General features: G+C 56.6%; 23 protein-coding genes, 3 tRNA genes and 1 pseudogene. 10 read left to right on the top strand and 17 right to left on the bottom strand.

The window, feature by feature from the left end:
* Window positions 1–34 precede the first annotated feature (34 nt).
* Both RA21_RS07700 and RA21_RS07695 read right to left on the bottom strand, forming a co-directional pair.
* Window positions 35–1,342, bottom strand: coding sequence for a flagellar hook protein FlgE (locus RA21_RS07700; protein WP_019295239.1), 1,308 nt, complete (start codon window positions 1,340–1,342; stop codon window positions 35–37).
* 124 nt (window positions 1,343–1,466) lie between these two features.
* Window positions 1,467–2,303 carry a flagellar motor protein MotB gene (locus tag RA21_RS07695; protein ID WP_039147635.1) on the bottom strand — a complete coding sequence of 279 codons (837 nt, stop codon included), beginning with the start codon at window positions 2,301–2,303 and terminating at the stop codon, window positions 1,467–1,469.
* Between RA21_RS07695 and RA21_RS22980 the strand changes: the two genes are divergently transcribed.
* From RA21_RS22980 to RA21_RS07685, 3 genes are all read left to right on the top strand, one after another.
* Entirely contained in the window at window positions 2,302–2,514 is a 213-nt protein-coding gene (locus RA21_RS22980; RefSeq protein ID WP_206540049.1) for a hypothetical protein, read from the top strand. The genes RA21_RS07695 and RA21_RS22980 overlap by 2 nt on opposite strands.
* An 85-nt stretch (window positions 2,515–2,599) precedes the next feature.
* Window positions 2,600–3,724 (top strand): copper-containing nitrite reductase, encoded by a 1,125-nt coding sequence (nirK, locus tag RA21_RS07690; protein ID WP_039147634.1) that lies wholly within the window; start codon window positions 2,600–2,602, stop codon window positions 3,722–3,724.
* A gap of 75 nt (window positions 3,725–3,799) precedes the next feature.
* Window positions 3,800–4,594, top strand: coding sequence for an SUMF1/EgtB/PvdO family nonheme iron enzyme (locus RA21_RS07685; protein ID WP_039147632.1), 795 nt, complete (start codon window positions 3,800–3,802; stop codon window positions 4,592–4,594).
* 323 nt (window positions 4,595–4,917) lie between these two features.
* Here RA21_RS07685 and hemN read toward each other — a convergent pair whose 3' ends face one another.
* Window positions 4,918–6,273 carry an oxygen-independent coproporphyrinogen III oxidase gene (gene hemN, locus RA21_RS07680; RefSeq protein WP_019295243.1) on the bottom strand — a complete coding sequence of 452 codons (1,356 nt, stop codon included), beginning with the start codon at window positions 6,271–6,273 and terminating at the stop codon, window positions 4,918–4,920.
* A 217-nt stretch (window positions 6,274–6,490) separates the two neighbouring features.
* On the opposite strand from hemN, the gene RA21_RS07675 reads away from it, so the two are divergent.
* Window positions 6,491–6,577: transfer RNA gene (locus RA21_RS07675), tRNA-Leu, on the top strand.
* A gap of 95 nt (window positions 6,578–6,672) precedes the next feature.
* Here the strand turns inward: RA21_RS07675 and RA21_RS07670 are convergent.
* Window positions 6,673–8,160 carry a flavin-containing monooxygenase gene (locus RA21_RS07670; protein ID WP_019295244.1) on the bottom strand — a complete coding sequence of 496 codons (1,488 nt, stop codon included), beginning with the start codon at window positions 8,158–8,160 and terminating at the stop codon, window positions 6,673–6,675.
* Window positions 8,161–8,171: 11 nt separating this feature from the next.
* Window positions 8,172–8,615 (bottom strand): cupin domain-containing protein, encoded by a 444-nt coding sequence (locus RA21_RS07665; protein WP_039147630.1) that lies wholly within the window; start codon window positions 8,613–8,615, stop codon window positions 8,172–8,174.
* A 126-nt stretch (window positions 8,616–8,741) separates the two neighbouring features.
* Between RA21_RS07665 and RA21_RS07660 the strand changes: the two genes are divergently transcribed.
* Both RA21_RS07660 and RA21_RS07655 read left to right on the top strand, forming a co-directional pair.
* On the top strand, window positions 8,742–9,749 hold the full coding sequence (locus tag RA21_RS07660; protein ID WP_039147628.1) for an AraC-like ligand-binding domain-containing protein: 1,008 nt from the start codon (window positions 8,742–8,744) through the stop codon (window positions 9,747–9,749).
* Window positions 9,750–9,820: 71 nt separating this feature from the next.
* Window positions 9,821–9,896: transfer RNA gene (locus tag RA21_RS07655), tRNA-Thr, on the top strand.
* A 493-nt stretch (window positions 9,897–10,389) separates the two neighbouring features.
* On the opposite strand, the pseudogene RA21_RS23495 reads toward RA21_RS07655, so the two are convergent.
* Window positions 10,390–11,433 (bottom strand): annotated as a pseudogene (locus RA21_RS23495) (recombinase family protein); the annotation flags it as partial.
* A gap of 26 nt (window positions 11,434–11,459) precedes the next feature.
* The gene (locus tag RA21_RS22585) at window positions 11,460–11,723 is read right to left on the bottom strand and encodes a hypothetical protein (RefSeq protein WP_152610510.1); all 264 of its coding nucleotides are present in this window, start codon (window positions 11,721–11,723) and stop codon (window positions 11,460–11,462) included.
* Between the two features lie 557 nt (window positions 11,724–12,280).
* On the opposite strand from RA21_RS22585, the gene RA21_RS07650 reads away from it, so the two are divergent.
* Window positions 12,281–13,459 (top strand): SIR2 family protein, encoded by a 1,179-nt coding sequence (locus tag RA21_RS07650; protein WP_206540048.1) that lies wholly within the window; start codon window positions 12,281–12,283, stop codon window positions 13,457–13,459.
* The gene (locus tag RA21_RS07645; RefSeq protein ID WP_039147624.1) at window positions 13,452–15,236 is read left to right on the top strand and encodes an ATP-binding protein; all 1,785 of its coding nucleotides are present in this window, start codon (window positions 13,452–13,454) and stop codon (window positions 15,234–15,236) included. The genes RA21_RS07650 and RA21_RS07645 overlap by 8 nt, the downstream gene beginning before the upstream one ends.
* Before the next feature lie 587 nt (window positions 15,237–15,823).
* On the opposite strand, the gene RA21_RS22580 is transcribed toward RA21_RS07645, so the two are convergent.
* Together RA21_RS22580 and RA21_RS07635 are read right to left on the bottom strand one after the other, a co-directional pair.
* Window positions 15,824–16,372, bottom strand: a complete 549-nt coding sequence (locus RA21_RS22580) for a hypothetical protein (protein WP_152610509.1) — start codon at window positions 16,370–16,372, stop codon at window positions 15,824–15,826.
* Window positions 16,373–16,649: 277 nt separating this feature from the next.
* Window positions 16,650–16,726: transfer RNA gene (locus RA21_RS07635), tRNA-Arg, on the bottom strand.
* 145 nt (window positions 16,727–16,871) lie between these two features.
* Here RA21_RS07635 and RA21_RS07630 point away from each other — a divergent pair.
* Window positions 16,872–17,897 (top strand): LacI family DNA-binding transcriptional regulator, encoded by a 1,026-nt coding sequence (locus RA21_RS07630; RefSeq protein ID WP_019295247.1) that lies wholly within the window; start codon window positions 16,872–16,874, stop codon window positions 17,895–17,897.
* On the top strand, window positions 17,897–19,099 hold the full coding sequence (locus RA21_RS07625; RefSeq protein WP_019295248.1) for a winged helix-turn-helix domain-containing protein: 1,203 nt from the start codon (window positions 17,897–17,899) through the stop codon (window positions 19,097–19,099). Before RA21_RS07630 ends, RA21_RS07625 begins: the two co-directional genes overlap by 1 nt.
* 6 nt (window positions 19,100–19,105) lie before the next feature.
* Here RA21_RS07625 and RA21_RS07620 read toward each other — a convergent pair whose 3' ends face one another.
* From RA21_RS07620 to RA21_RS07590, 8 genes are all read right to left on the bottom strand, one after another.
* Window positions 19,106–19,534: an acyl-CoA thioesterase gene (locus RA21_RS07620; RefSeq protein ID WP_019295249.1), complete on the bottom strand. Its 429-nt coding sequence runs from the start codon at window positions 19,532–19,534 to the stop codon at window positions 19,106–19,108.
* Between the two features lie 83 nt (window positions 19,535–19,617).
* Window positions 19,618–19,794 carry a hypothetical protein gene (locus RA21_RS22820; RefSeq protein ID WP_019295250.1) on the bottom strand — a complete coding sequence of 59 codons (177 nt, stop codon included), beginning with the start codon at window positions 19,792–19,794 and terminating at the stop codon, window positions 19,618–19,620.
* 152 nt (window positions 19,795–19,946) lie between these two features.
* On the bottom strand, window positions 19,947–21,452 hold the full coding sequence (locus tag RA21_RS07615; protein WP_019295251.1) for a TRAP transporter large permease: 1,506 nt from the start codon (window positions 21,450–21,452) through the stop codon (window positions 19,947–19,949).
* Window positions 21,449–22,030 (bottom strand): TRAP transporter small permease, encoded by a 582-nt coding sequence (locus RA21_RS07610; RefSeq protein ID WP_039147620.1) that lies wholly within the window; start codon window positions 22,028–22,030, stop codon window positions 21,449–21,451. Before RA21_RS07610 ends, RA21_RS07615 begins: the two co-directional genes overlap by 4 nt.
* A gap of 81 nt (window positions 22,031–22,111) precedes the next feature.
* The gene (locus RA21_RS07605) at window positions 22,112–23,155 is read right to left on the bottom strand and encodes a TRAP transporter substrate-binding protein (protein ID WP_019295253.1); all 1,044 of its coding nucleotides are present in this window, start codon (window positions 23,153–23,155) and stop codon (window positions 22,112–22,114) included.
* A gap of 324 nt (window positions 23,156–23,479) precedes the next feature.
* On the bottom strand, window positions 23,480–24,178 hold the full coding sequence (locus RA21_RS07600; RefSeq protein WP_019295254.1) for a fumarylacetoacetate hydrolase family protein: 699 nt from the start codon (window positions 24,176–24,178) through the stop codon (window positions 23,480–23,482).
* A gap of 221 nt (window positions 24,179–24,399) precedes the next feature.
* Window positions 24,400–25,440 carry an NAD-dependent epimerase/dehydratase family protein gene (locus tag RA21_RS07595; RefSeq protein WP_039147618.1) on the bottom strand — a complete coding sequence of 347 codons (1,041 nt, stop codon included), beginning with the start codon at window positions 25,438–25,440 and terminating at the stop codon, window positions 24,400–24,402.
* 263 nt (window positions 25,441–25,703) lie between these two features.
* Window positions 25,704–26,408: a CpXC domain-containing protein gene (locus RA21_RS07590; RefSeq protein WP_019295256.1), complete on the bottom strand. Its 705-nt coding sequence runs from the start codon at window positions 26,406–26,408 to the stop codon at window positions 25,704–25,706.
* Window positions 26,409–26,425 lie beyond the last annotated feature (17 nt).

Genomic DNA, 26,425 nt, shown 5'->3' with positions numbered 1-26,425 from the left:
TCATGAAGCCAGTGTCAGAGGGCCATCAAGCGCGTTAGCGCTTGATGTTGGTGGTTTCCTGCAGCATCTCGTCAACGGTTTGAATAACCTTGGCGTTGGACGAATAGGCCCGCTGAGTCTGGATCATGTCGGTCAGCTCGGTCGCTACGTCGACAGCAGATTCCTCTTGGGCATAGCCCAGGATTTCACCGGTCGGGCCATCGCCAGCATCCCACAGGTAGAACGCCCCGGAGTCATCGGTCGGCTTGTAGGTCTGGGAGTCCAGAGACTGCATGCCGTTCAGGTTCGACACATCCGCCAGCGGAACCTGATAGATAACTCGGGTGTCACCGGAATCATACTTGGCAATGACTTCCCCGGATTCGTTGATTTCAACGGATACAAAGGAGCCAACCGCGGTGCCGTCCTTCACGGTCGTGCCTGGAACAAACTCGTCGCCCAGCTGGCTCATCCCGTTTTGTTCGCCAATGACGCCGATGTTGATCTCAACCGGGCCGCTGGCAGTGGTGATGGTGACTGAGCCGGCCGTAGCGTCATAGGCGCCGCCGGTCGTGGTGGCCACGCTTTGCAGCGTGCCGGCAGAGGCTGCGCTGTCATCAAATGTCAGTGTGTATTCGCCGATCACTGTTGCACCGGTTGCCGAATCGACGATCTGCATCGTCCATTCATTGGTGCCGGTCGTTGCAGGCGCCACTGCGACCGTTGGCGTGTAAGTAATCGCCAGTTCCTCCGACCGGCCCATATTGTCAAAGTACTGGACAACATGCTCCACCGGGTCGCCGCTTGCACCCGGATCAGTTTCGGAGGCAGGCAGGTTTGCGGTCAGGCTGATCTCAGTTGTTGGCTCCGCCGACAGGCGGTTCAGGTCGATGTGGACAGGCTCCAGAGAGTTACTGGTGTCGCGCGCAACATCAGGGATAGTGCCGTCCGCCAGCGCCGGGAACCCCATCAGAACCAGGCCGGATTCCGTCGAGAGATACCCGTTCGAGTCGGTACGGAAGGACCCCGTCGAGGTTAACAGCATAGAAGGGCTGCCGCCGGCTTCCACCTCGGTGATCGAGGCAACCGGTAGCATGCCGCGGCCGCGAACTGCCAAGTCGGTGGCATTATTGGTCGAGACCAGCGGGCCGCGCTCATCAATCAGGCGGACATTAGTGGTGCGAACACCGCCCGCCGAGTAGGTGCCGCCGGACCCGGACAAGACCATGGAGTGGAAGTCAGTTTCAACCCGCTTGTAGCCGCGGGTCGAGGAGTTGGCGATGTTGTCGGAAATGGAAGCCAACCGGCTGGCGTTGGCGCTCAATCCTGAAACGCCCGCGTTCAGCGACGAAGAAATGGTCATAGCACGCCTTTCTGCTGCATCTAATCATTCTGGATGCAACAGCTAGCGCAGGAGCCATTAACGGGCGGCTAACAGATAAAAAATGACTCATCTGCCAGCCGCCGGTTCCCCTGTTTTCAGCGGTTTATTCGCGTAAAAGGATGATTTCTATCCGGTCGTTACGTGCCGCCATCGGGTTTCTGACGGCCAGCTTACGGTCGGCATGGCCAGTCACCCGGTCAATACGTGCCGCCGCCAGCCCACCCGATTCGAGAAGCTGACGGGTCTCATCAGCCCGGTCATGGGACAATTCCCAGACCGGGTTCTTTGCCAGAACCACCGGATGCGAACGGATGTGGCCGCCAACAGCGATATTGTTGGTCACACCTTCGGACACACGCGCAATCATTCTGACCAGATCTCGGAACAATGCAGTGGGAACAGCCTGGCCTTCTTCGAACAGCGGTGCATTTTCTGCGGCGAACAGCTCAATGATCAGCCCTTCGTCGGTGACGCGGGTGACGATGTGGCGGGCCATCGCAGTCGACACCATGCTTTCACCGCCGCGGCCGGAAAGCTGTTCCTCGAGGGCGCGGAACTTGTCGTCTTCCTGCTCACGCTTATCGTCGGATTCGACTCCGGTGTTCCCTTGCGCTTTCTGGGCGTCCATAGGATTTCTGTCCGTCGCCCCAGTGCCGGACTGCGGTCTGATATCCTCGGTGAACATGCTGTCCCCCTGGAATGCACCATTACCGCCGCCTGAAATCCGGCTCAGCGGAATCGACGGCGAGAAATAATCCGCCAGCCCTTTGCGTTGTTTCTCTGTCGTCGCGTTCAGCAGCCACATCAGCATAAAGAAGGCCATCATCGCGGTCACGAAGTCGGCATAGGCCACCTTCCATGCGCCGCCGTGATGGCCATCGCCACCACTGACTTTTTTCCTCTTGATGATAATGGGCGCCACATTGCTCTGTGCGCTCATGTCCACCACCACTATTTTCACCCATCCCCGGAATAGCAGGCGGCGCGTTAAACTGACCTTAACAGTTAAATTTGCCGGCAGTTCCCCTGCGGAGTGCGTACTCCTTCACCTGGATTTCAGGCGCTTGCCAGCAATGTCTGGAAATCCCCGCAGCAGTGTTAAAACCTGCATCTTAAAAGCTCTTTATCTCGACATCGAGAAACCTGATTGAAGGTTGATCAAGAGCAATATCAGCCCCCGGCCACAGGCCTAAAGTCCGGGCAACACAGCATATGAGACACCGAAAGGAGAATATCATGCTGACCCGCAGAGCCGCACTGATGGGGGCAGCCGGCGTAGCAGCGCTGCCTGTACTTGCCAAAGCCGCCAAAGCCGAAAGCACCACAGTTCACGAGGCCGCCGCGCCTGTGGACCTGTCCAGCCTGCAGCGTATCAAGCGCGAGCTGGTCGCACCGCCCTTCGTGCATGAGCACGAGCAAGTGGCCCCCGGCGAACCCCGGATCGTCGAATTCGAAATGAAGATCGTCGAAAAGGAAATCGAGGTCGACCAGGGTGCCTACCTGCAGGGCATGACCTTTGACGGCTCCATCCCCGGCCCGATGATGGTGGTGCATGAGGGCGACTATGTCGAACTGACGCTGGTCAACCCGCCGGAAAACATGCTGCAGCACAATATCGACTTCCACGCTGCAACCGGTGCCCTGGGCGGCGGCGCACTGACCTTGGTGAACCCGGGCGAAAAAACCGTGCTGCGCTTCAAGGCCACCCGCCCAGGCACCTTTGTCTACCACTGCGCCCCGGGCGGCCCCATGATCCCGTGGCACGTCGCCTCCGGCATGGCGGGCACCATCATGGTGCTGCCGCGCGAAGGGCTGTCGGACCACAATGGCGATCCGGTGAAATACGACCGCGTCTACTACATCGGCGAAAACGAGTTCTACATTCCAAAGGACGAAAACGGCGACTACATCCGCTATGAGGACGTCGGAGAAAGCTATCCGGATACATTGGAAGTCATGAACGGGCTGATCCCCAGCCATGTGGTCTTCAACGGCGCAGTGGGCGCTCTCACTGGCGAAAACGCCATGAAGGCAAAGCAAGGCGAGAAAGTGCTGTTTGTCCACAGCCAAGCCAACCGCGACAGCCGGCCGCACCTGATCGGCGGCCACGGCGACCTGGTCTGGGAAGCCGGCAAATTCAACAACGTGCCGGACCGCGATCTGGAAACCTGGTTCATCCGCGGCGGCTCTGCCGGGGCAGCGCTCTATGAGTTCCTGCAGCCAGGCGTCTATGCCTATGTGAACCACAACCTGATCGAGGCGGTAAACCTTGGCGCAACCGCACATGTGGTGGTCGAAGGCGAATGGAACAACGACCTTATGGAACAGGTGGTCGCCCCGACCGAATACTCCGGCTCCTAAATTTAGGCTGGACGTGAAACTGGACCGGGCGGCTGCGCAATGCGGCCGCCCGTTTTTGCTTGAAGGGACGCTGACATGAAATTTGAGCTGATTGCCGCCGGATTGGCCGCCGCCATTGGCGTTCCGGGCCTTTGGTTTTCGACGGTTAAGGATCCAGCCCCCCTGGCCGAAACTGTGTTCATCGAAGCAGACACAATCGCCTACCGTCCAATCGGGAACTTTCACAGAAACGGGAAAAGTGTGGTGCCACCGGAACAGCAGCGCCAGGTGGCGGCTTTTGAAATCATGAAAGACCAGGTCTCCGGCAGTGAATACGCCGCTTGCGTGACTGCGGGCGCCTGCAAGAAGGCAGACAGAGCACCGGCGGACGGCGGACAGGCGCAGACACACGTCAGCTGGCACGACGCAACCGCCTATGCCCAGTGGTATTCAAAGCAGACCGGCCAGCGCTGGCGCCTGCCGGACGAGGCCGAATGGCAACTCGCCTCAGCCGAAATTTTTGGTGATGAAGCTGTTGAAACGGATAACAGGGACCCGGCCCAGCGCTGGCTGCGCCAATATGCGCGCGGCGTGACCCTGCGCGGACTGCCAGGGCCTGCGCAGGGTCCCAAAAGCGAACCCGGTGCCAATAGCAACGGCCTCGCTGGTCTTGGCGGCAACATCTGGGAATGGACCGACGGCTGCATGCAAAATGGCGAAGTGAACAAGGATGGCAGCCTAGTGCTTGGCGATCCCTATTGCAGCGCCCGCATCACCGGCGGCCGCCACCGGGCGGTGGTTATCGACTTCATCCGGGACGCCAGCGTCGGCGGCTGCGCGGTTGGTCTGCCACCGGATTATCTGGGGTTCAGGCTGGTGAAAGACGGCTGACATCAACGCTGCCGGAGATCTCCCCCGCCAGCAGGTGCACCGGCTGCGCCCGCCCCCTTGGCAACCTTGGGCCCTGCAGCTGCGCTGCGCCTTATAACGAATATCTCATAGAACCGGGTCTGCCGTGACCAGCCGTTCTTACCGTGATGCAGCCCCACTCCCTAGTGCAATTGGCACCTTCGCCGGGCTGCAAGCCATACTCTCAGCCCTGCGCTAAAAAGCTCCATGCCTGTCCGAGCTGTGCGCCAGCGCAGCGCTAAGCCCAACTTCGAAGAGCCTCCGGCAAGAGGCCCAGGAACAGGCGGGAGCGGCTCGTCTTCAGATTAGGAGGCCCTGCTGTAACGCACGCCTTCGGGCACATGGGCATCGAAGCTGCTGGCAATAATCCGGGTCAGCGGGCGGCCCTCGGGAACGATCTCCAGCGCGTCCTCATCCAGGTTCACCAGATCACCAAACCGGGCTGCAACCTGAGCCAGATCCGCATCGAGACTTCCCGCCAGATCTCCGAACCGCTGCCGCAGCTCTACCCGGTCCAGCCGGAACTCGCACATCAGCATCTCGATGGCACGGCCCCGAAGCAGGTCGTCCTGGCTCATCACATGGCCGCGCGCGCCGGTCAGAAGCCCGGCCTCGACCCGCTGCACATAAGCAGGCGTCGCCGCTGCATTTTGGATGAAGCCGCCGGCAAAACGGGAGATCGAGGACGCACCGAACCCGATCAGCGTCGGGCAGGTATCGTCTGTATAGCCCTGGAAGTTCCGGCGCAGGTGGCCGGTGCGGGCCGCAACCTCCAGCCCGTCACCAGGTTTGGCGAAATGGTCGATGCCGATTGCCGCAAACCCGGCCTCAGCAAATTTCTCCGCTGCCATCCCGGCCAGATGATAGCGCGCCAGATCGTCGGGCAGCGTCTCCTCCTTGATCAGCTTCTGCCGTTTGGCCACCCAAGGCACGTGCGCATAGCCGAACAGCGCCAGCCGGTCAGGGCTGAGGCTCAGCACCTTCTCCACCGTATCCGCCATCCGCGCCTGCGTCTGATGCGGCAGCCCATAGACCAGATCAGCGTTCAGCGAATTGATCCCTGCCGCGCGCAGATCTTCGACACAGGCCTTGGTCACCTCGAACGGCTGCGCCCGGCCGATTGCCTGCTGCACCAGCGGGTCGAAGTCCTGGATGCCGATACTGGCGCGGTTCATGCCTTCCGCGGCCAGCGCTTCAATTTTGTCGCGGTCCACCATGGTGGGGTCAATCTCAACAGAGAATTCCCAATCCTCAGTATGCGGAAAAACCGCCTTCACCGCCTGCGCCAGCCGGTGGATCAGGTGGGGCGGCAAAATGGTCGGTGTCCCACCCCCCCAATGCATCCGCCCCATTCGAAGCCCCTTAGGCAAAAACGGGGCTACCAGTTTTAGCTCCTGTTCCAGCGTACCGATGTAGCTCTCGACCGGGCTCAGCGTCTGGGTGCCTTGAGTGCGGCAGGCGCAGAACCAGCACAACCGCTCGCAGAACGGGATATGCAAATAGACCGAGACCGGCACATCTGGATTCAATGCCTGCAGTTCGAGGGCCTGCTCCGCAGCACCAACGGCTGCAGAAAACACCGGCGCGGTCGGGTATGATGTGTAGCGGGGCACCCGGCTGTCGAACAGCCCAAGGGCTTGGAGGCGGTCAATCTGTTTCATGACTTTCCTATGCCTCTTTTGCAGATCCGCCACTTTGCGCAGGATCAAACCGGCACACGGAAATACGGATCGGAGAAATTCCGGCTGAGTTCTCCAATGCACTGGATTTAAATGGGAAAACGGAACTCTTCGCGTTTTCCGGAAAAATTTCCCAAGAGGCAGAATTTCCGTTTGACGCTGCCCGCGACTCCGCTTATACGCCCTCCTCACGACACCTGCCCAGGTGGCGGAATTGGTAGACGCGCTAGCTTCAGGTGCTAGTGTCCGTATGGACGTGGAGGTTCGAGTCCTCTCCTGGGCACCATCCCCCCTCACTCGAATAGCAGCGCATCGCAGCAGTAACTGCGTGACCGCTAAAGCATGTGCGCCCGCCGTTTCCGGCAGGCACAGGGGCGGGCCTCAGGCCGCCTGATATTGCGGCGCCGTCGCCAGAAAGCGGCCATAGGCGCTGGCGTCAGGCGGCGCAAATTGCTCGGCCAGCGGATTCGACCGTTTCCATTGCGTCGCGCCCATATCCATCAGCAGCTCGTCGAAATGCTTGAAATGGAACGGGGCCGAGCACAGCCCTCCATAGATCTGCGCCGCCGGGCGCTCCTTACGGCGCCATTCGAGCATCATCTGGATGTTTTCCTCCATGTCTGCCCGCGACGGCTGCCGTGCCAGCTTGCCGTCGGCATAACGCACCAGCCAGTTCGCCACCATCTCTGCAGACAGAATCGTGCAGAAGCTGGAGTTAAACCCGACAAAACCCATTTCCGGCAGATCCGGGTTCACCGCCAGCCGGTAGGTCCGGTACTGGCCGTCCGCCTCGATCAGCTTATCTAGGTGCTGCTGCGCCAGATAGGGAATACCTAGCTTCCAGCCGACGGCAGAAATCACCAAGTCCGCGCCGATTCGCACGCCATTTTCCAGCACGATTTCATCGCGTTCATACCGCGAGAAGGTAGTGCGGTGCGGGAGGATCGAGCCGTCCTTGAAACCCTCGAACAGGCCGGGCGTCACGATCGGCACCGAACACGAGACATCCTTTTCAATCGGAATATCCGGCACCATATCCCATTTTTTCAAGCCCAGCTGCAGCTTCAATAGCGTCTCTAACCCACGGAAGTTCGCCCATATCAGCGGCTTGGCAAGCCCGTAAAATGCCTTATGCAGCCAGCTGCGCCCCCAGCCGTTGAACTGCACTTCTTGCGCCCGCATATAGAGCAGCTTCTTGAAGTTAATGCCGCCGACGAAATACGGCACCCGCCAGACATTCTGCCGGTAGACCAGATGCACCTGCCTGGCGCCGTTCTGCGCCGCATTCACCGCCACGTCGGTCGCGGATTTGGAGCCGCCCAGCACCACCACCCGCTTGCCGCGCGCGTGTTCGGGATCCAGGTACTCCGAGGAGTGCATCACCTCCCCGCCCTGCGCGGTGAAGGCCTCCTGCCCAGGATGGGTCAGGATGTTCTTCTCGGAAAACTGCCCGGTGCAGATCACCGCGAAATCGACGTCCTGCACCCGGGTCTCGCCGCCTGTCTCGATCACCAGCCGCCAGCCCGGCTGCCCGTCCGGGCGCCGGTCCATCTCCAGCACGTTGGTGTTCAGCTGGAACAGGCGGTGCAGATCGTGCTTGTCCGCATAGGAATGCAGATAGGCATGCACCTGCGGCCCCTTGGGCCATTCCGGATACTCCTCCGGCATCGGATGGTCAGTATAGCAATACAGGTCCTTGGGCGATTGCGTTTGCACCCCTGGGTAGGATCGCGAAGGCTCCCACACCCCGCCCAAGTCGTGACTGCGCTCAAACCCCAGAACCTGATGCCCCTTTTCCGCAAAGGCCTTGGCCGCGGCCAGCCCGCTTACCCCGCCGCCGATCACGGCGATCGTTTTTTGCTTCACCATGTCCGCCTCCCTTATTCCGCCGGCGGCGGCAGGAAGTCGACCTCATGCAGAGCCGACAATCGCACCAGTTCTTCCGGGTCGGTCACGCCGTCCAGGGCGCAGAAGAGGTCATATAGCTTGCGTGAAGGCGCTACGCCGAAAACACAGGACGCAGTAATGCCGGAGCGGTTGAAGATCCCATGCGCAACGCCCATCGGCATCCGCACGGTGTCACCCGGCCCCGCCTGGTAAACATCGCCGCCAAATTCCACGTCCAGCGTGCCCTCCAGCATGGTTATCCATTCATCCTGTGTTGGATGCACATGCGGCGGCACGAAGGTGCTGTCTGGAATTACTGCGTGCCAGATAAAGGCGTTCTCACTGTGCAGCTTGGGCGTATAGGTGTGACCAACCACATTCCAGGACGTGCCGCCCAATCCGTCGGCGGCCTTGGTGATTCCCTGATCCAGAGCCATTTGTTCCTCCCTTATCAGCTCGTCCCCAAAGCCTATGGGCAGTGCTGGAAAAGGATTATCCAAAATGCGCAAATAAGCGCAGCCCGGCGTGATTGCCTGAGTTGCAAACCGTGCTAGGCTGCGGAAATGACAGCACCGCAGTCTTCAGGAGCACGCGAGCCGCTGCGCGCATGGCGGCAGTTCCACAGCCGCGACATCGACGAAGTGCGCACGCTGGTGGCGCAAAAGTTCTGCGACCACAGTCTGCAGCCAGCAGGCCCTTCCCGAGGAACCGGTGCCCGCCACAACTATGTGCGCGGTCAGGCCCTGTCACTCAATTACCTCAGCTACGGATCCACGGTGCAGATCGACCCGGGCGAGTTGCAGGATTTTTACCTGGTGCAGATGCCGCTCAGCGGCCGGGCTCTGGTGGCCAATGGCTCCACACCGGTGGCATCTGACCGCCACACCGCCACCGTGCTCAACCCGACCCGGGATTCCCGGATGACATGGCACGCCGATTGCCGGATGCTGCTGCTGCAAATCAGGCGGAGCGACCTGCATTCACTTGCCGAACAGGCTGCCGGCTTGTCCCTGCGCGAGGCTGTTGTCTTTGACACCGCGCTCCCCGTGTCCGGCGGCGCCTTGCAGGGCTGGGCACGCCAGTTCGCAGCCTGTGTCAACGCCACGGAAAACCAGGCCGGCTTCGGCAGCTGGAGCACAATACAGCAGCAAGTGATTGAAGAGCAGCTGATCCTTGGCCTGCTGAGCCATCAGCAAAGCAATGTCCGCCACCTGCTGGCATCCCGTGTATCCGGGTGCAGCAGCCAGATCCGGCGCGCCCGCGATTACATCCACGCCAATATCGGCGAGCCGCTTTCCGTCCCGGCCATAGCTGCCGCCGCAGACTGCAGCATCCGGTCACTGCAGGCCGGGTTCCGCAAGCATTTTGGCCTTACACCGATGGAATACGTGCGCGACTTGCGGCTCGACCTGGCACGCTACCTGATGCTGTCGCGGAGCCCGCAAACACCGGTCTGCAGCATTGCCTATGACTGCGGGTTCTCCCACCTTGGCCGGTTTTCCCAGCTTTACCGCGCCCGCTTTGGTGAGCTGCCCAGCGCCACGACGGGCCTTCCAGTTTTTTCGGTGTGATCCACACTTGCGCGGCAAATGCGCAAAGTTTAAATGAGCATCACTTGCCACGCTTCGAGCGCAAGGCCGGTGCCGCTGTAGCTCAGCTGGTAGAGCACGTCATTCGTAATGATGGGGTCGGGGGTTCGAGTCCCTTCAGCGGCACCAAACTAACATCCGTACCTTCCAAGAACCGTAAAGCTTTGAAGGGAAAAGTGGTTTCCCCGGTTTGAATGCCCTTTTTCCGATTGAAGCTTAATGGCTTAGCGAAAACTAGCCGAAGCACAGTTCTCTTGGTTGCCAAGTCACCATTCTCCCATATTTCATAAGGGTTTGCGAGAAACCTCATCGAGAGTTCGAACATTTTCTCAAAGGGATGTCTGGGGTTGGAGGTTTTGGCTACTTCATCTTCGATAAGGGCCTTCTCCTGTTCAAGTTCCTCGATGCGCTTCTCGTACGCAACCCTAGCTCGAGCGCTTTCGGATCGAACAAGAGATTGGACTAACTTGTTGACGTCACGCTCAATCTGACGGGCTTTAGTTCTTAAGCGCTTGGTTTCGGAGACAGCGGAACTGTTTCTGGCTTCCCATGCTCTCCGAAACAGACCTTTCGCAAGTTCGAACGTGGTTTGAGTTGGAACAAGCCTTTTGAGGTAATCGCAAAACTGCTTTTCAACCTTATCCCGTGGGGAGGATTTTCCTTTCTCGGAACAGCCACGATATTGGCAAAGGTAGTAGGGGTACCGTTTGCCAGTATGACTCCTTGCCCAACAGGCGGTCAGCGCGTGACCGCAAGCCTCACAAATTAGAAAGCCACGTAGGGGAAAGTCATTGCTGATGCCTTTTCGAGCAGGAGCTACGCTGCGTTCATCAAGGTGTACTTGAATTAACTCATGCGTCGCATAGGTGATGAGTGGTTCATGTTGTGCCTTGGTGAGCGGGATGTCCCACTTCGGGTATTTTATGTACCCAGCATAGAGTATGTTTGTGAGGATCGCCTTCACCGTGTCCCAGTTGACTTCGTTGCGCTTGTTATAGTTGTTGGGGAACTCTGGCTTAGCTTCAAGGAAACGCTTTACTTCGGATTGTGACTGAAACCGGCCAGAAGCGAACCCCTCTAGGGCCTCTTTGACGATGCTCGCCACAGGCTCCGCTTTTACTAGCCTTTTCCCTCCCCTTGGGTCCTTCTCGTATCGGTAACCGAAGGGCGCGCGTAGAACCCAGTATCCGTTTTGCATTCGAGCAATGCTTCGGCGACGTGATTGCTCCGCGTTTTTTAGACGCTCGTGCTCGGCGATGGCTGCCATGACCGTTTCTATAAATCGACTTCCTGCATCTTCATCAAACTTCTGACTGGGGCTTTCGATCTTAGCCCCACTGGAAATAATCTTGTCCCTTAGTGCGGTATGTATGGAGACATCACGTGCGAACCTTGCGATGTCGTCTACAACAACTACAAATTCCTTTGTATTAACGTGACGGAGATAGGCAAGAAGAGCATTCATGCCGGGGCGCTCAGCAGCCCCCCCTGACATTACATCTGTGAAGACCTCGACGACTTCGTAACTGTTGCGCTCTGCAAAATCGCGGCAGGTTCGCTCTTGGCTGGACAACCCGGAACCATCTATAGTTTGCTTAGCCGATGACACCCGCGCATAGATGATGCATTTCTTTCTGAGTGGGGTTTGGGTAGTTTTGCTAGTCATGGCTTACCCTTTCTTTCACAGAAATATCAGGTTGCGTTTCGACTGAACTTCTTGGCGAGAGAATTGATACGGCGATCTTTTCGTACAGCATGTTGAGCATGGTGGCCTGCAGAAGCCTCAAATCCAAGATCGACAAAAGCAGAGATGATGGCCTCCAGTGCTGTGAACGCCTCGGGACAATCTTGCATAAACTGCTGGTGATCGGAGTCCGTAGCATCATTGCCGGGAGGACCGGCTTCGTTCACGGTATTAGACGTTGAGGGGGTGCACTTCGAACCATATTCTTCCATGTTCAAACCCTCCTTTCAGAACTGGTTACTAGGCGAAGCGGTGCCTGATTACGATTCTTGCATTGGGGGAAGGTGGAATGTAAAGCTTTGTTTTTGTTATCTTAAATCACAAATTTGTAACGCAAGATAGCGCCGTCCGTCCTCCTTATCTGTTAGACTTCAAGCTCCTCGCGGACCGGTGTCGTCAAGAAGCAGAAAATGTGCGGACTGCCCCCTTCGGGGCGCTTCAAGTTAGTGAGACGCTGGATAGCGCGTTGCCATAAAACGTCACACGAATCACCGCTTCTTTGCCCTGGTGTCTTGCCGTGCTTGTGGGGGAGGCGTTCTGCCTTGAGGCTAGAGGCCTAAGATCACCTTTGGTTCACGAGAGCGCAAAACTATCCTCCTTCGCATGCAAGGCTATCCTGAGTGGACACGCTCGTATAAGGATTGAGCGAAACAAGGCACTCGCCTTGTGGTTCCGGTGCCGCCGGAAACTTCCACAGGATGTGGTGAACCCAAATGAACTGGAACTATTGATGGCAAAAATAAATCGGAGTGACATATACGACAAGCACTTGAACTTTCTCCTTGGTTCAGGTGCGTCCGTTGGATTGCTGCCAACGCTTTCTTTAAGCATTAAGAATTCTTCTACATCAGAAAGCCATACGTTTGAAACGTTGGCAGCGCACTTTGCTGACAACAAGGAGATTATGGCCCTCTTGTTCTCCTACTACGTAAGAGATGTGATCCTGCCAGCCGCATCATTCAACGCATACGACACATCTGCGCTCAGCGAAGATGCCAAAGAAGCAGTTGCCAACTATGAGAAATTCTTAAAATCCGTCCTCACGCTGATCGAAAAAAAATCATCCTTCAAGAGAGCAAACATATTCACAACAAATTATGATGGAATGGTTGCTCATGCGGCGGAAAACCTAATCCACTCCGAACGTTGGGACTTCACGCTGAACGACGGTGGTGTGGGCTTTTCGAAACGAAAGCTTCAGGTGAAAAACTTCAGCCGCTACGTGAAGGAGCAAGGGGTATTTGATCGGCACGAAAGAAGTGTTCCGCAAGTAAACTTAATCCAGCCGCACGGATCTGTTTATTGGTACAAGGAAGGCGAGCAAATTGAAGTGTCCTACGACTTGAAAAAAGCACGAAGTCGAGTCGTGGGTGTCCCCCTACTATCACACGAAGATTTTGAAAAAGCACTAAGTAATGAGAGTCTGACTGAGAAAGATATAGACGGCATAATAAAAGCAAGCGCAGCAAAAAAAGAAAAACCATCCAATTTGAATTTGAAGACCCCAGAAAAAGAAGTTGAAAAAGAAACTAAAAATGCCTTTGACGAGAAACGAATTGAGAATTTTTGGAATCATTACGAAACGCTGCCTGTTGTAAACCCAACCAAGTGGAAGTTTCACGAGACCGTCTTTGAGGAGCATTATTACCAAGCTCTCAGATTGCTCAGCTATGAACTCGAGCGACCAAACTCTGTATTCGTCGTGTTCGGTTTCTCGTTTGCTGACGAACACATCCTCAATTTGGTGAAGCGGTCGCTATCCAACCCCACCCTAAAAGTTTTTATTTGCTGCTTTAGTGACGCCACTAAGGAAGCTCTACAGGAAAAATTTGAAGGCGCAAGAAACATCGACTTTCTGCGAGTGAAAGGAAAATTAAACTTCACCGCCTTCAACGATGAAGTTTTCTCTGTAGATCCAACTACAGCGGAGAACCCTGACGATGATTGAAGTTGGACGTGTAACCGCCGTAGTTGGAGTAGAGATAACAATAAGGGCAAATGAAGACTCAAACTTAGAAACACACTTCTATGAGGGAGAAGCTTATAAGGGGATATCAATCCGGGAATTCGTCAGCATCTCGCATGGATTCAGAGAAATTATCTGCCTAATCGAAGGTGAGTTCTTGGATGAGAAACTTACTGAAGGCGAAGGACCCAGTACTCAATATGTACGAAAATTGAAAGCTCGACCTGTCGGATTCTTCGAAGACAATAAATTTCAAGACGGCATCAAGTTTCTCCCTAAGATTGGAGATGCTGTCTTTTTACTTCCCCAGAAAAAAGTTGAGGCGGTATTTGAAAAACATTCAGATTCCGACCTTGTTATAGGAACCCTTTTAAAAGAGGATTTGCGAATATCACTCCCATGGAAGGATTTGTTTAATACGCATATCGGAATTTTTGGAAACACCGGAAGCGGCAAGTCCAACACCTTGGCAAAGTTATACACCGCCCTATTTGAAATGAAGATTGAGAAAATTTCACCCAGTAGTAAGTTTATCTTCCTTGACTTCAATGGGGAGTATACTGGGGATCAATTGACTTCAAATAACTACAAGTCCGTAACAAAGTTAAGAACAAAAGGTGAGGCGGATGGGTACTTTGGTCTAAGGGCCTCAGAGTTCTGGGATGCTGAAACCCTTGGAATCTTATTTCAAGCCACACAGAACACACAAAAACCGTTCTTGCGCCGTGTTGTTACAGGGAGAAATAAGTTCGCGGCCATTGAGGATAGTCTTTCCCGGTATCTCAGATCAACTTTCGAGCGAGTTTTGCGCTCAAAAGACCCGAGCTTGGAAGCGTTAGAGCAACTTAAGCATTTGGCTCGAACGTTTGGAGATGAGAGCGAACTGATGGCCTCATTGGACAGAGTAGGTCTACAGAGAGGTCACGATGTGGAAACGTTTCACTACATAGTTTCACAGGGAAATTGGCGCTGGCTTGCAAATGATGAGAGCTTTGTAGAGCAGGAGTTTTTGACAAAGGTCGATGATCTAAGCGTTACGAACTTGAACGGTTTTGACGAATTGCAAGTCCGTGCGTCACTTCAAATAATTCGGGATGTCCTGTCAGGTTCTGTTCAATATGAACATATTCATCCGCTGCTTCGCAGGATTGATGCTCTGAAAGATGATCTTTCAAAAGTAATTCGTGTTGGAGAAGGTGCAGGTCTACCAGAACTGCCAGTTACAGTGATCTCGCTTCGAGAGACACGCCAGGAAGTCAAGAAGATACTGCCAATCCTCATAGCGAAACATTACTACGAGTCTCATAAAGATGAGGTCGCGTCTCCCCCAGAGACAACAGCTCATTTGATTATCGATGAAGCACACAACATTTTGTCCACACAGTCCTCCCGCGAAGCAGAAAGCTGGAAGGACTATAGGCTTGAGCTGTTTGAGGAGATCATCAAGGAAGGTAGAAAGTTTGGATTCTTTATAACGCTCGCCAGTCAACGACCTTCTGATATCTCGCCTACAATCGTATCTCAAGTTCACAACTATTTCATTCACCGCCTCGTAAATGATCGGGACCTAGCATTATTAGACAATGCTATTTCGACGCTGGATACGGTCTCTAGGAGCCAGATTCCAACACTCCCGAAGGGAGCTTGCGTGGTTACCGGAACCACTTTTGATATTCCTATGCTTCTCCAAGTCGAAAAGCTCACTGGTGAGCGCGAACCAGACAGCCGTGATGTGGACCTTGCAAAGCTCTGGAGCTAGCCCGGCTGCATCTAGGTAGGAGGCACTGACAGAAGCTGATCACTAGTTCGATTCTTGAAGGATAACCCCGAGGTCTTGATCTCAGGGAGCATAGGCGAACGCTAGTCAGGCTCAAAGACACTGGAGACGCTATCGTTAACTGACACCAAGTGGCTCTCCCAAAGAGTAAACTCCTCGAAGATTTGGTTTGAAGTTTGTCGCTTTAGGTGCACCACCGTATACCACAAATATGCCTAGTAAAAATCTATCCGGATGCGGCCGGATAGCATCCCCTTAACTAGCATCCATGCCCTCCTGCCTCGCACGATCCAGCCAGCGCAAAAATGATCCGATAAAGTACGAAAAAACGGAACGCGCAGCCTGTTTCCTCGCCAGAACTCTGGCGACCCCGGCAGGACTAGGTTGCAGTTTCACCTCAATCAATACAAGCATTATCAATAGGTTACAACATCGCAGGAAAGACGTGTGTAACAGCTTGTGTTACAAATTCTTTTGCCCTTCCTGCTCCTTCTAGCCGTGATCCTCTCTCCACCAATTGTGGACACGCATTGGCGAGAGGGCGTGGGAACCATGCACTCTCAGATCGATCAAAAGCAATTCCGCCAAGACAGGGCGATGGACTTCCTAGCCAGATCATCCAGCGAACTTGTTTCATTGAAGTTCCCGAAAGCCCTTGAAACAATTAGGCGGAACCCAACCGTTTCAGACCTAGTGAGTGCGTGTGCAACACGCGTTGGCAGGTTCACGGTTAGGTAAAGAATCTCCCCTTCAATTCTGGCGCTTAGGTGATCGCTACTTAGACTGATCATCACCCCATCCAGAGTCAGCTCTGCCCCATCGATAGGAAGGGTACCACTTGCCATTGAGTAGGTGCTGAAGCCTTTCATTGTCAGCAATAGCTTGGGTTCTCCGCTACTACGGCAAAAGGTAGTTGCCTGAACCAAAAGCGAGGTTGGCAGGTCGGGGCGGGCAGCGGCCACCAAACCGCCCTTATAAGGTTCAAGGAACCATTTCCCAAATCCTTTAGGTGTAGTCACCTTATACTCGGCAAGCTCTTCAATGCTTGGGTAAAGCAAAGTTTCGCTGGATGTACTTGTTGCAAAGGTTACCGCTCGCGCATCGGCGCCCATAGGCATGCGCACCTCCCGCGATTGCAGCAGGACCCGAAATCATGCTATTCAGGCGAGGAAAGTTGGAAGCTTTCAAGTGAGCTTTAGCCCCGGCTTCGGTTGCCGCCGAGCCGGGGTTTCTGTTTGCTTTTTGGCCGCTAGAGGTCAGTAAATCGTGGAGAAACTGTACAGGTTTTGTACGGAACAATAGTAATCGCAGACCGTAAAGTGCTGCTTTGTGGTGCAAATTTCTGCAAGTTGCATCAACAAGAACAGGGCAATGTATTGTTTTGCAATAAAAATTTGGCGACCCCGGCAGGATTCGAACCTGCAACCTGCCCCTTAGGAGGGGGCTGCTCTATCCAGTTGAGCCACGGGGCCGCGTCTTTCCGCGATAGCAAATCCCACCTGCGATCACAATGGGATGGGGACAGGCCAAAGCCGATTTGCCGCGCGCAGTTTCCATTGTGCAGCAAGTCATGTCTGCGCTAACGTTAGGGGCAGACAAAACAAGAGGCTCAGGAACGTGACCACGGACAGCAAGCGCCCGCTCACACTTCGCGATGTATCCGAAGCAACCGGTGTTTCCGAAATGACTGTGAGCCGGGTTCTGCGCAACCGCGGCGACGTCTCGGAGAAGACCCGCACCAAGGTGCTGACTGCCGCCAAGGAACTGGGCTATGTTCCCAACAAGATTGCCGGCGCGCTGGCCTCGAACCGGGTGAACCTGGTGGCAGTGATCATTCCCTCGCTTTCGAACATGGTGTTCCCCGAGGTGCTGACCGGCATCAACAAGGTGCTGGAAAACACTGAGCTTCAGCCCGTCGTCGGCGTGACTGACTATCAGCCTGAGAAGGAGGAAAAAGTCCTCTACGAGATGCTCTCCTGGCGCCCTTCGGGAGTAATCATCGCAGGCCTGGAACATACGGACGCCGCCCGCGCCATGCTGAGCAGCGCCGGGATACCGGTGGTGGAGATCATGGATACTGATGGCAAGCCGGTGGACGCTATGGTCGGTATCTCCCACCGCCGCGCTGGCCGCGAAATGGCCAAGGCTATCCTCAAGGCCGGGTACCGACACATCGGCTTCATGGGCACCAAGATGCCGCTGGACCACCGCGCGCGCAAACGCTTCGAGGGTTTCACCGAGGTGCTGGCCAAAGAAGGTGTGGAGATCGAGGACCGGGAGTTTTATTCCGGCGGCTCGGCGCTTGCCAAGGGGCGTGAGATGACCCAGGTCATGCTGGATCGTTCCCCTGAGCTGGATTTTCTCTATTACTCCAATGATATGATCGGCGCAGGCGGCTTGCTGTACCTTCAGGAGCAGGGCATCAGCGTTCCCGGCCAGATTGGTTTGGCCGGCTTCAATGGTGTAGAACTGTTGCAGGGTTTGCCCCGGCAGCTCGCTACTATGGACGCGTGCCGGCTGGAAATCGGACGCAAAGCTGCAGAGATTATCGCGGCCCAGTTGGAAGATCCGGACACTGAGATCGAAAAACATGTCACGCTGACCCCGACCATTTCCTATGGCGATACTCTGAAACGGCGCTGATGGCGCTTCAGCGGCTTGGCAATCAAAAGGCGCGGCGGTTGTTCCTGAACCGCCACGCCCTGCTGGAGAAGCCCGCAGGCCCTGCCAAGGGTAGCGATCTTCTAGCGCTGATCCAACGACTTGGATTTGTGCAGCTTGACAGCATCAACACCGTGGCGCGAGCCCATGATGTGATCCTGTTCTCGCGTCGGCCAGGCTACAGGGCGCAAAACCTCAAACAGCTTTACGAGCGCGACCGGGAGCTGTTTGAACACTGGACCCATGATGCCGCCGTTATTCCGATGGCATTTTATCCGCACTGGCACCTGCGTTTTGAGCGCGACAAGGACCTGCTGCGCAAACGCTGGCGCAATTGGCGCCGGGACGGGTTCGAGGCGCGGTTCGAAGCCGTACTAAAACATGTCCGCGATCACGGGCCGGTCAGCTCCTCCGATGTCGGCAAGGATGAGAAGAAAGGCTCTGGCGGCTGGTGGGACTGGCACCCGTCCAAGACCGCACTGGAATACCTATGGCGCTCCGGCGCGCTGACTGTGATCGGGCGCGAAGGATTTCAGAAACGCTATGATCTGACGGACCGGGTGATAGAGGAACATCTGCGCTCCAGTTCCTCCTACGATGAAGCTGCATCTCTCAATTGGCTGTGTTCCGCCGCGCTGGACAGGTTGGGCTTTGCCACGTCTGGAGAAATCGCCGCTTTCTGGGACACGGCCTCACCAACAGAAGCCAAGGCCTGGTGCGCCGGGCAGATGCGGCTCGGTGATCTGGAAGAAATCGAATTCGAACAGGCGGATGGCAAGCTGCGCAAGGTGTTCGCCCGTCCAGGGACAGTTGACACTGCAGCGGAACTAGGACCTGCGCCAGGACGGATACGCGTGCTCAGCCCCTTCGACCCTGCCCTGCGTGACCGCAAGCGGGCGGAAAGGCTATTCGGGTTCCACTACCGGATCGAGGTCTTCACCCCCGCTCCCAAACGGCAATACGGATACTACGTCTTTCCGCTGATGGAAGGCACGCGGCTGGTAGGCCGCATTGACATGAAGGCGGACCGCGACGCGGATCTCCTGCGCGTTACTGCAGTCTGGCCGGAGCAGGATATTAAGTGGTCAGCAGCCCGCACCAAACGGCTGGAGGCTGAGCTGGTCAGGGTGGCGAGGTTTGCAGGCGTTGGCGGCGTGTTTTTTGCTGACGGCTGGCTGCGATGATTCGCTTCACTCCGGCCTCAGCTGCGCCTCGATCACCCGACGGTAATCGTCCGGCGCGGGCCTTGCAGTAAAGGTTTCCGGAGCAATGAAGACGCAGACAAACTTACCCTCGAAACACAGGGTACCGGCCTGCCGTGCGTTCACCCTGAAGGTGACCGACTTGCTGCCCAGCGCCGAGGGCCAAACCTCGCACAGCAACCGGTGCCGCGGGGTGACCGGCGAGCGGAAGTCAATGCTCATGTGCACAAAGGGAGTGCCGGTGCCGCGGTCCAGCTCCATCTGATACCAGCCATCGCCGTCCAGGTGATGCTCCCACCAGGCGTCGATTGCCTCCAGCGCAAAGGCCGGCAGCCGCCCGGTATAGGCAATCCGTGCCGGGTCGCAATCGCCCCAGCCCACGCGGATTTCATGGGTGAATGTGTCCTGCTCTGCCATTTTCACTGCCTCGCATACCTCTGCAGGAGCACCCTACCGGCGCCTGTCCGAGGTATCAAACCGCAATGGCAGGCAAGTCCGCCTTACGAACTGCCGCGCTTCCGGGACAGAATCAGATCCGGCAGCACTAGCGCGTCTATCAGCGCGTCACACAGCCCGACACAATTGGTGCAGCCGACACAAGGTCCCTGCAGCGCGGAAACTTCCGTTGCCAGCGCCTGAACCTTCGGCGCGGCGGCTTTGCTTCTGCTGATTTGCATGGCGGGTCTCCCCATCTGGTGCATCATATTCCCGCAAGCGGAACCCGGAAACGTGATTCAGGTCAATCCAAACCTGCGTCACATAATATTTCCATTTCCTGCACAAGCTTTGGCACGCCCCTCCCCGGACAACCGGAAAGGGGCCGTTATGTTTACTGCATAAGCATCAGCGGCAGCAGAGTAATCACCGGGAACGCCACCAGGATGATCACCCGGATGATGTCGGAAGCGACGAAGAACATCACCGCCTTGTAGGTGTCGATCATCCGGGTCTTGCGGTCCATCGCGTTGATGATGAACAGGTTCATACCAACTGGCGGAGTGATCAGGCCCACTTCAACAACGATCAGCACCAGCACGCCAAACCAGATGGCGACATACTCCGCCTCGATCCGGTTTACCCGGCCTTCTGTGACGCGGATGCCCAGTTCCTTCATCTGCTCGCGGGTCAGTTCGGCACCAGTGGCGATGGCATCCTGTATAGAGGCCAGCATCTCAGCCCCCATCCCTTCAGGAACTCCCGCCCTCAGGACCTCCATGGCTGCATCCGCCTGCATCGCGGGCAGCGACAGCAGGCCAAAGTCCATCGCGGAAATCACCGGGAAGAAGATCGGGATAGTCAGCAGGATCATCGACAGCGAATCCATCAGGCAGCCAAACACCAAGTAGAAGGCGAGGATCAGCGTCAGCACCATCCAGGGGCTAAGGCCCTGACTTACCACGAAGTCGGCCAGTTCCTGAGGCACTTTGGTCAGCGCCAGAAAGCCGTTGTAGAAACCTGCGCCCAGCACAATGAAGAAGATCATCGCGGTGGAGCGCGCGGTCACTAGGAAACTATCTGCCAGGGTTTCGCGGTTCAGACCGCCATTGAGCCAAGCAATCAGGCCGGTGCCAAACGCCCCTACCGCTGCACCTTCCGTCGGGGTGAACCAGCCCAGGTAGATACCGCCAACCACAAGGCCAAACACCAGAAGCACCGGCCATACATGGAACAGCGCGGCAAAGCGCTCGCCCCAGGGAACTGGTGGGCGGGTGCCTGCGCTTTCCGGGAAAAGGCGGACATAGATGGAAATCGCAATCACATAGCCAAGCGCTGCCAGCAGGCCGGGGATGAAGGCCGACAAGAACAGCTTGGCAATGTTTTGCTCAGTCAGAATTGCATAGATCACCAGCACCACGGATGGCGGGATTAGAATGCCCAGCGTACCGCCTGCAGCCAGTGTCGCCGTCGAAAACCCGCCGGCATAGCCGTATTGCTTCAGTTCCGGCAGTGCGACCCGGCCCATAGTGGCAGCTGTCGCAAGTGAGGACCCGCAAATTGCACCAAAACCTGCGCAAGCACCAATTGCCGCCATGGCGACACCGCCCTTGCGGTGGCCCAGGAACCCTTCGGCTGCCTTGAATAACGCGGTGGACATGCCGCCCAGCGTTGCGAAATGCCCCATCAGCAGGAACATCGGCACGATGGTCAGCGAGTAGGAGGAAAAGGTAGTATAGGTCTCGCTTTTCAAGCGGCCAAAGGCAACCTGAGTCCCGTCTGTCACCCAGATAAGTCCGCCGAGGCCAACAAGAAACATCGAAAGCCCGATAGGCACCCGCAAAAAAATCAGAAGCATCAGAACCGGGAAGGAGGCGATGCCAATTTCAAGAGCCGTCACTGTTCACCCTCCACGCCGTCCCAGATCAGGATCCGGCCGGTAAAGAATTCAATGGTGCGGATTGCACCCATAAAGATGCCAACTATGGCGGCAACGACAGCTGCCAGCAGGCTGATGGCGTAGGCCCACCAGACCGGGAACTCGAGCAGGAAGGAGGTCTCGCCATTGGAAAACTTGCCTGCAAGGCCTTCAGCCAACCGCCAGGCGATCAGCACCAGAACAGCAGCAAAAACAACTTCGGTGACCATCCGAAGGAACCGTTTGACACCGCGCGGAAACGCATTGGCCACCACATCGACCGAGGCATGACCAGCAGTGATCTGGCACAACGGCAGGAAGGCGAAGATTGCAAAGGCCACCCCTGCCTCGACCAGCTCAAAGTCGCCGTTCACTGGCCCGACCCAGCCTGTCATCCATTTCGAAAACCCGGGCGCAATCCGCTCCATCAAATCGCCATGGAAGAAACCGTTGAGCAGGCGCCCAGCGATTGAAACACATGTCAGAATGATCAGAAGAGTGAGGACTGCACCGCCCAGGTAGGCCATTGATTTGGCCAGCCGCATCATGAGCTTGTGCATGGTTCAGTTGCCTTGTTCCGGTATGCAAAGGGCCGCAGTGCCAATGCCGCGCGGCCCTTCACTTTTATCAATTCAAACGCCTTACTGGTACTGCGGCGTGTATTTCTCGATCAGCCCGCTGGCTTCTTCGATCAGCGCGGCACCGTCGATGCCTTTTTCCTTCATGTCAGCGATCCACTGGTCGTAAATCGGCTGCGCACGCTCTCGCCAGATAGCGGTCTGCTCTTCGTCCAGGGTGATCACGTTGTTACCCAAGTCCAGCGCCATTTCGCGCGACGGGCCATCGGAATCCGCCTGTGTGCCGCCGGCAAAGACCGAGAACTCCAGGCCGGAGTTGTCGTCGATGGCCTTCTTCAGATCATCCGGCAGGCTTTTATACTTATCTTTGTTCATCGCCAAAACAAAGGTCAGGGTGTAAAGGGCTTTGCCAGTGAACTCGGTGTGGTTCTCCACCAGTTCCGGAACCTTCAGCGCCGCGGTCACTTCCCACGGAATGGTGGTGCCGTCGATCACGCCTTTGGACAGGCCTTCCGGAATCGCCGGAACCGGCATACCCACCGGAGTTGCGCCCAGTTCGGTCAGCAGTGCGTTGACCGAGCGGCCGCCGCCGCGGATTTTCATGCCTTCCAGATCTTCGGGCGTTTCCACCGGATCAGAGGTGTGGATCATGCCGGGGCCATGCACCCAGGTGCCCAGGATGTGCACATCCTTGAACTCAGTGTCCTTCATGTGCTTGTCGAACATTTCCCAATAGGCATGTGAAACAGCGCGCGCATTGGTCATCATGAACGGCAGTTCGAACACTTCGGTCGAGGGATAGCGTCCAGGCGTGTATCCCACCACGGTCCAGACGATGTCGGCCACGCCGTCAATGGCCTGATCCATCAGCTCCGGCGGCTTGCCGCCCAGCTGCATCGAAGGGAAGCGGTCGATCTTGATCCGCCCGCCCGAGGCTTCCTCGACATTGTCCGCCCAGACATCCAGGATCAGTTTCGGCACGTTTGCCTGCGCCGGCAGGAACTGGTGCAGTTTCAAGGTCACTTCCTGGGCAAATGCCGGCATCGCGCCAAACACCGCCAGGGCCGCTGCGCCCGCTGCCCCCAAAAGCTTTCTGCGAGTGGTCATGTGTGTCCTCCCTTTGACCAAATCATTTACCGGACCTCCACCGTCGCAAGATTGCTGCGGCGCCCGGCGATTTTCTTTCCGTTTCTGCCGTCAGAACCCTCATTCGGGTTCGTTTAACGAACCGACTGCTTCCCTGCTATTAGGTGCGTTTGTAACCATCAACAGCAGATTATGCATTTTTTACTCATGAAATCTGTCCGCTCGCCCCATTGTCAGCGGGATTCACCACTCAATACGTTACGAAACGGCCATAAATCACATCCAAATTGATACATATGGAAACCGCCGCATGGCAACAACTATCGCGGCACGGGACATCCTGCGTCATTCCGCAGCAGCCAATGTCAGCTCAACCGGCGCAAGCCCGTCCACCCCTCCACGAATCCGATCGCCAGTCTGAACCGCTCCGACACCGGCAGGTGTGCCAGTCAGGATTATGTCGCCCGGCCGCAGATGGTAGAACCCCGATAGGTGACCAATGATGTCAGTCACAGACCAGATCATCTCCGCCAGCGTAGCGTCCTGCCTGATCTCCCCATTCACCTCCAGCCAGATCTGCTGGCCGGCCGGACCCTCCCAATCACCCGCCCTGCTCATCGGGGCCAACACGGTGCCATTCTCCAGATCTTTCCCCAGATCCCATGGACGCTGTTTCCTTCGCTCCCGAATTTGCAGGTCACGCCGGGTCATATCCAATGCACAGCCATAGCCAAATACGGAAGCCGCTGCTTCTGCCGGCCCGGCCCGGAAAACCGGTGCCCCGATTGCCACCGCAAGCTCCATTTCATAGTGAAAGTCATCTGTACCCGGAGGATAAGGCACAACTTCATCCGTCAGAACAGCATTGGCAGCCGCCTTGGTGAAATAGAACGGCGCTTCCCGGTCCACTTCGTTACCCATCTCGGCGGCATGTGCTGCATAGTTGCGTCCAACACAAAAGATCCGCCCCACCTGGTAGCCAGCCTCCTCTCCCATCACTGGAACGACCGGTGTCTCTGGAAGTGGAAACAGAACTTTATTCATCGGAAATTCCTCTTGCTTTGCGGCCTGTAGCCAGCCCCTAAAAACAGAACTACAAAACCATCGGCTATAAACCTTTGCTTGTCTTCAACATGACCAAGGTCACTCGCGTCAACGGCTTCCTTCCAAATCACACAGCCAGCATAGTCGTCAGGCATTGCTCCGATAACGGCACCAACTGCCTTACTGGGCCTGCCCTTTCCCGTGGTGCCGCACAGACCGCTTTAGCTGCCGTCTTTTGCAGGGAATGGAGCGTCATAATACTCCCGGTACCAGTTGACGAAATGCTCTACGCCCTCAGCCACGGCAGTTTGAGGTTTGTATCCCGTGAGCCTGTGAAGCAGCGAAGCATCCGCCCAAGTCGCCGGAACATCACCGGCTTGGATCGGCATCAGGTTCTGTTCTGCCTTACGCCCGGTAGCCGCCTCGATCGCCTCGATAAAGGCGGTCAGCCGCACGGATTCAGAATTGCCGATGTTGACCACACGATGCGGTGCTACAGGCGACAGGCTGTCGCCCTCCGGCACAACACCGTCCGGCCGGCGTTGCGGAACGGCATCCAGCAGCAGCCGGATCGCTTCGACCAAATCGGTGACATAGGTGAAATCCCGCTTCATGTCGCCGTAATTGTAAACATCAATCGGCTTCCCTTCGAGGATCGCCTTGGTGAATTTGAACAGCGCCATGTCCGGCCGTCCCCAGGGACCATAGACTGTAAAAAACCGGAACATGGTGACCGGAAGTTCAAACAGATGCGCATAGGAATGCGCCATGTTCTCCGTCGCCTTCTTGGTTGCGGCATAGAAGGACATCTGGTGATCGGCCTTTTGGGTCTCCTTGTAGGGCATCTCGGTGTTGGCGCCAAAAGCCGAGGAAGTGGAGGCCAGCAGCATGTGCCGCGGTGGATAGGCGCGAGCGGCCTCCAGGATCTCAAAGGTGCCGGTTATGTTGCTATCTAGATAAGAACGCGGGTTTTCGATCGAATAACGTACCCCAGCCTGGGCCGCGAGATGCACCACAAAGTCAGGCCTGTGCGCCGAGAAAAGTTCCATCATGACACCGCGCTCTTCGATGCTGCGGTTGATGACGCTGAAAGCCGGATGCCGTTCCAGCATCTCCTGGCGGTCCCGCTTGAGCTGGACACTGTAGTAGTCAGACAGGTTGTCGATACCAACGACGCGATATCCGTCTGCTAACAGCCGCTGGCACAGATGGTAGCCGATAAAGCCGGAAGACCCGGTAACAAGAACAGTTTGCTGGCTCATTGGTCTGCTTCCGGGGTTACCTGGACTGCCGGGTTCCGGTACCCGGTCAAGGCTTGATTTCTGCGCAGACGCCGGACCGTCCAGCCGGCATTATTGCAGACCGCACCAGTGCATGCCATCCCTGAAGGTTTCCCCCATGAGCAAAGCTGCAGGCCTTGTCAGAAGACCTGTTCTGCAGGAACGTCTGGCTGCCCTTAGCTGAAACCTATTTACTGCAAAACTGACCTGAACTCGTGACGCTTGCCTGGTCAGACAGAACTAGATCACTCTGCCTGGCGCCCTTCGCCCATGTACAGCTTCTGCATGTCCACGAAATAACCGTTGTCCAGCCGCCCGCGGACGGCGGCCCAGCCCTCCGGGTTGCCCTGGATGGCACGGTAGAGCTCTGCCGGGACGGTCATGTATTCAAGGTATTGCTCTGACGCCGTTTCCAGCCAGGCGAACACATAGCTGTCTTCCTCTTCATCCGCTTCGGTCAGACGCAGTTCGATGCCTTCTGCCAGCGGAACCGTTTCCACGCTGCGTAGGATGTGCAGCTTCATCATTTCGACGATCACGTCATCAAGTCCCAGCTGCTTAATCAGCAGCTTCTCCCGCACTGCAGGCCAGCCGAAAGTGAGGCGCGCCGCCAGGCCGCTGCCGACGTCGCGGGCCGCCGCCGGGGCGCTGGCACCATAGCTGGCGCCGAACAGCTCCCTGGCCTCATCCTCCAGTTCCAGATGGTCGCGCAGGCGGCTGGCAGGCATCGCGGCAATCCACTGGCCGCGGCCTGCATCCAGATAGTTGAACTGAGGCTGCAGCCGGAAGCTTTCGCCGCAGGCATCGCAGGCGCAGTCCTGAAACCGATCTTGCAGGATATCGTCGCGCAGGTCAGGCCGCCGGTCGGCGTTTACGCTGCCCACGGCCATCATGGTCACCGGCGCCTCGCACTGCGGGCAGACCAGATTGACGGGGTGAAATAGGGACATCGGTCAGAAGCCTTTCA

This window comes from Leisingera sp. ANG-DT (assembly GCF_000813785.1).
Taxonomy (GTDB): Bacteria; Pseudomonadota; Alphaproteobacteria; order Rhodobacterales; family Rhodobacteraceae; genus Leisingera.
Note: the sequence above shows the minus strand (reverse complement) of the source record. Positions and strands in the feature narration are given on the sequence as shown.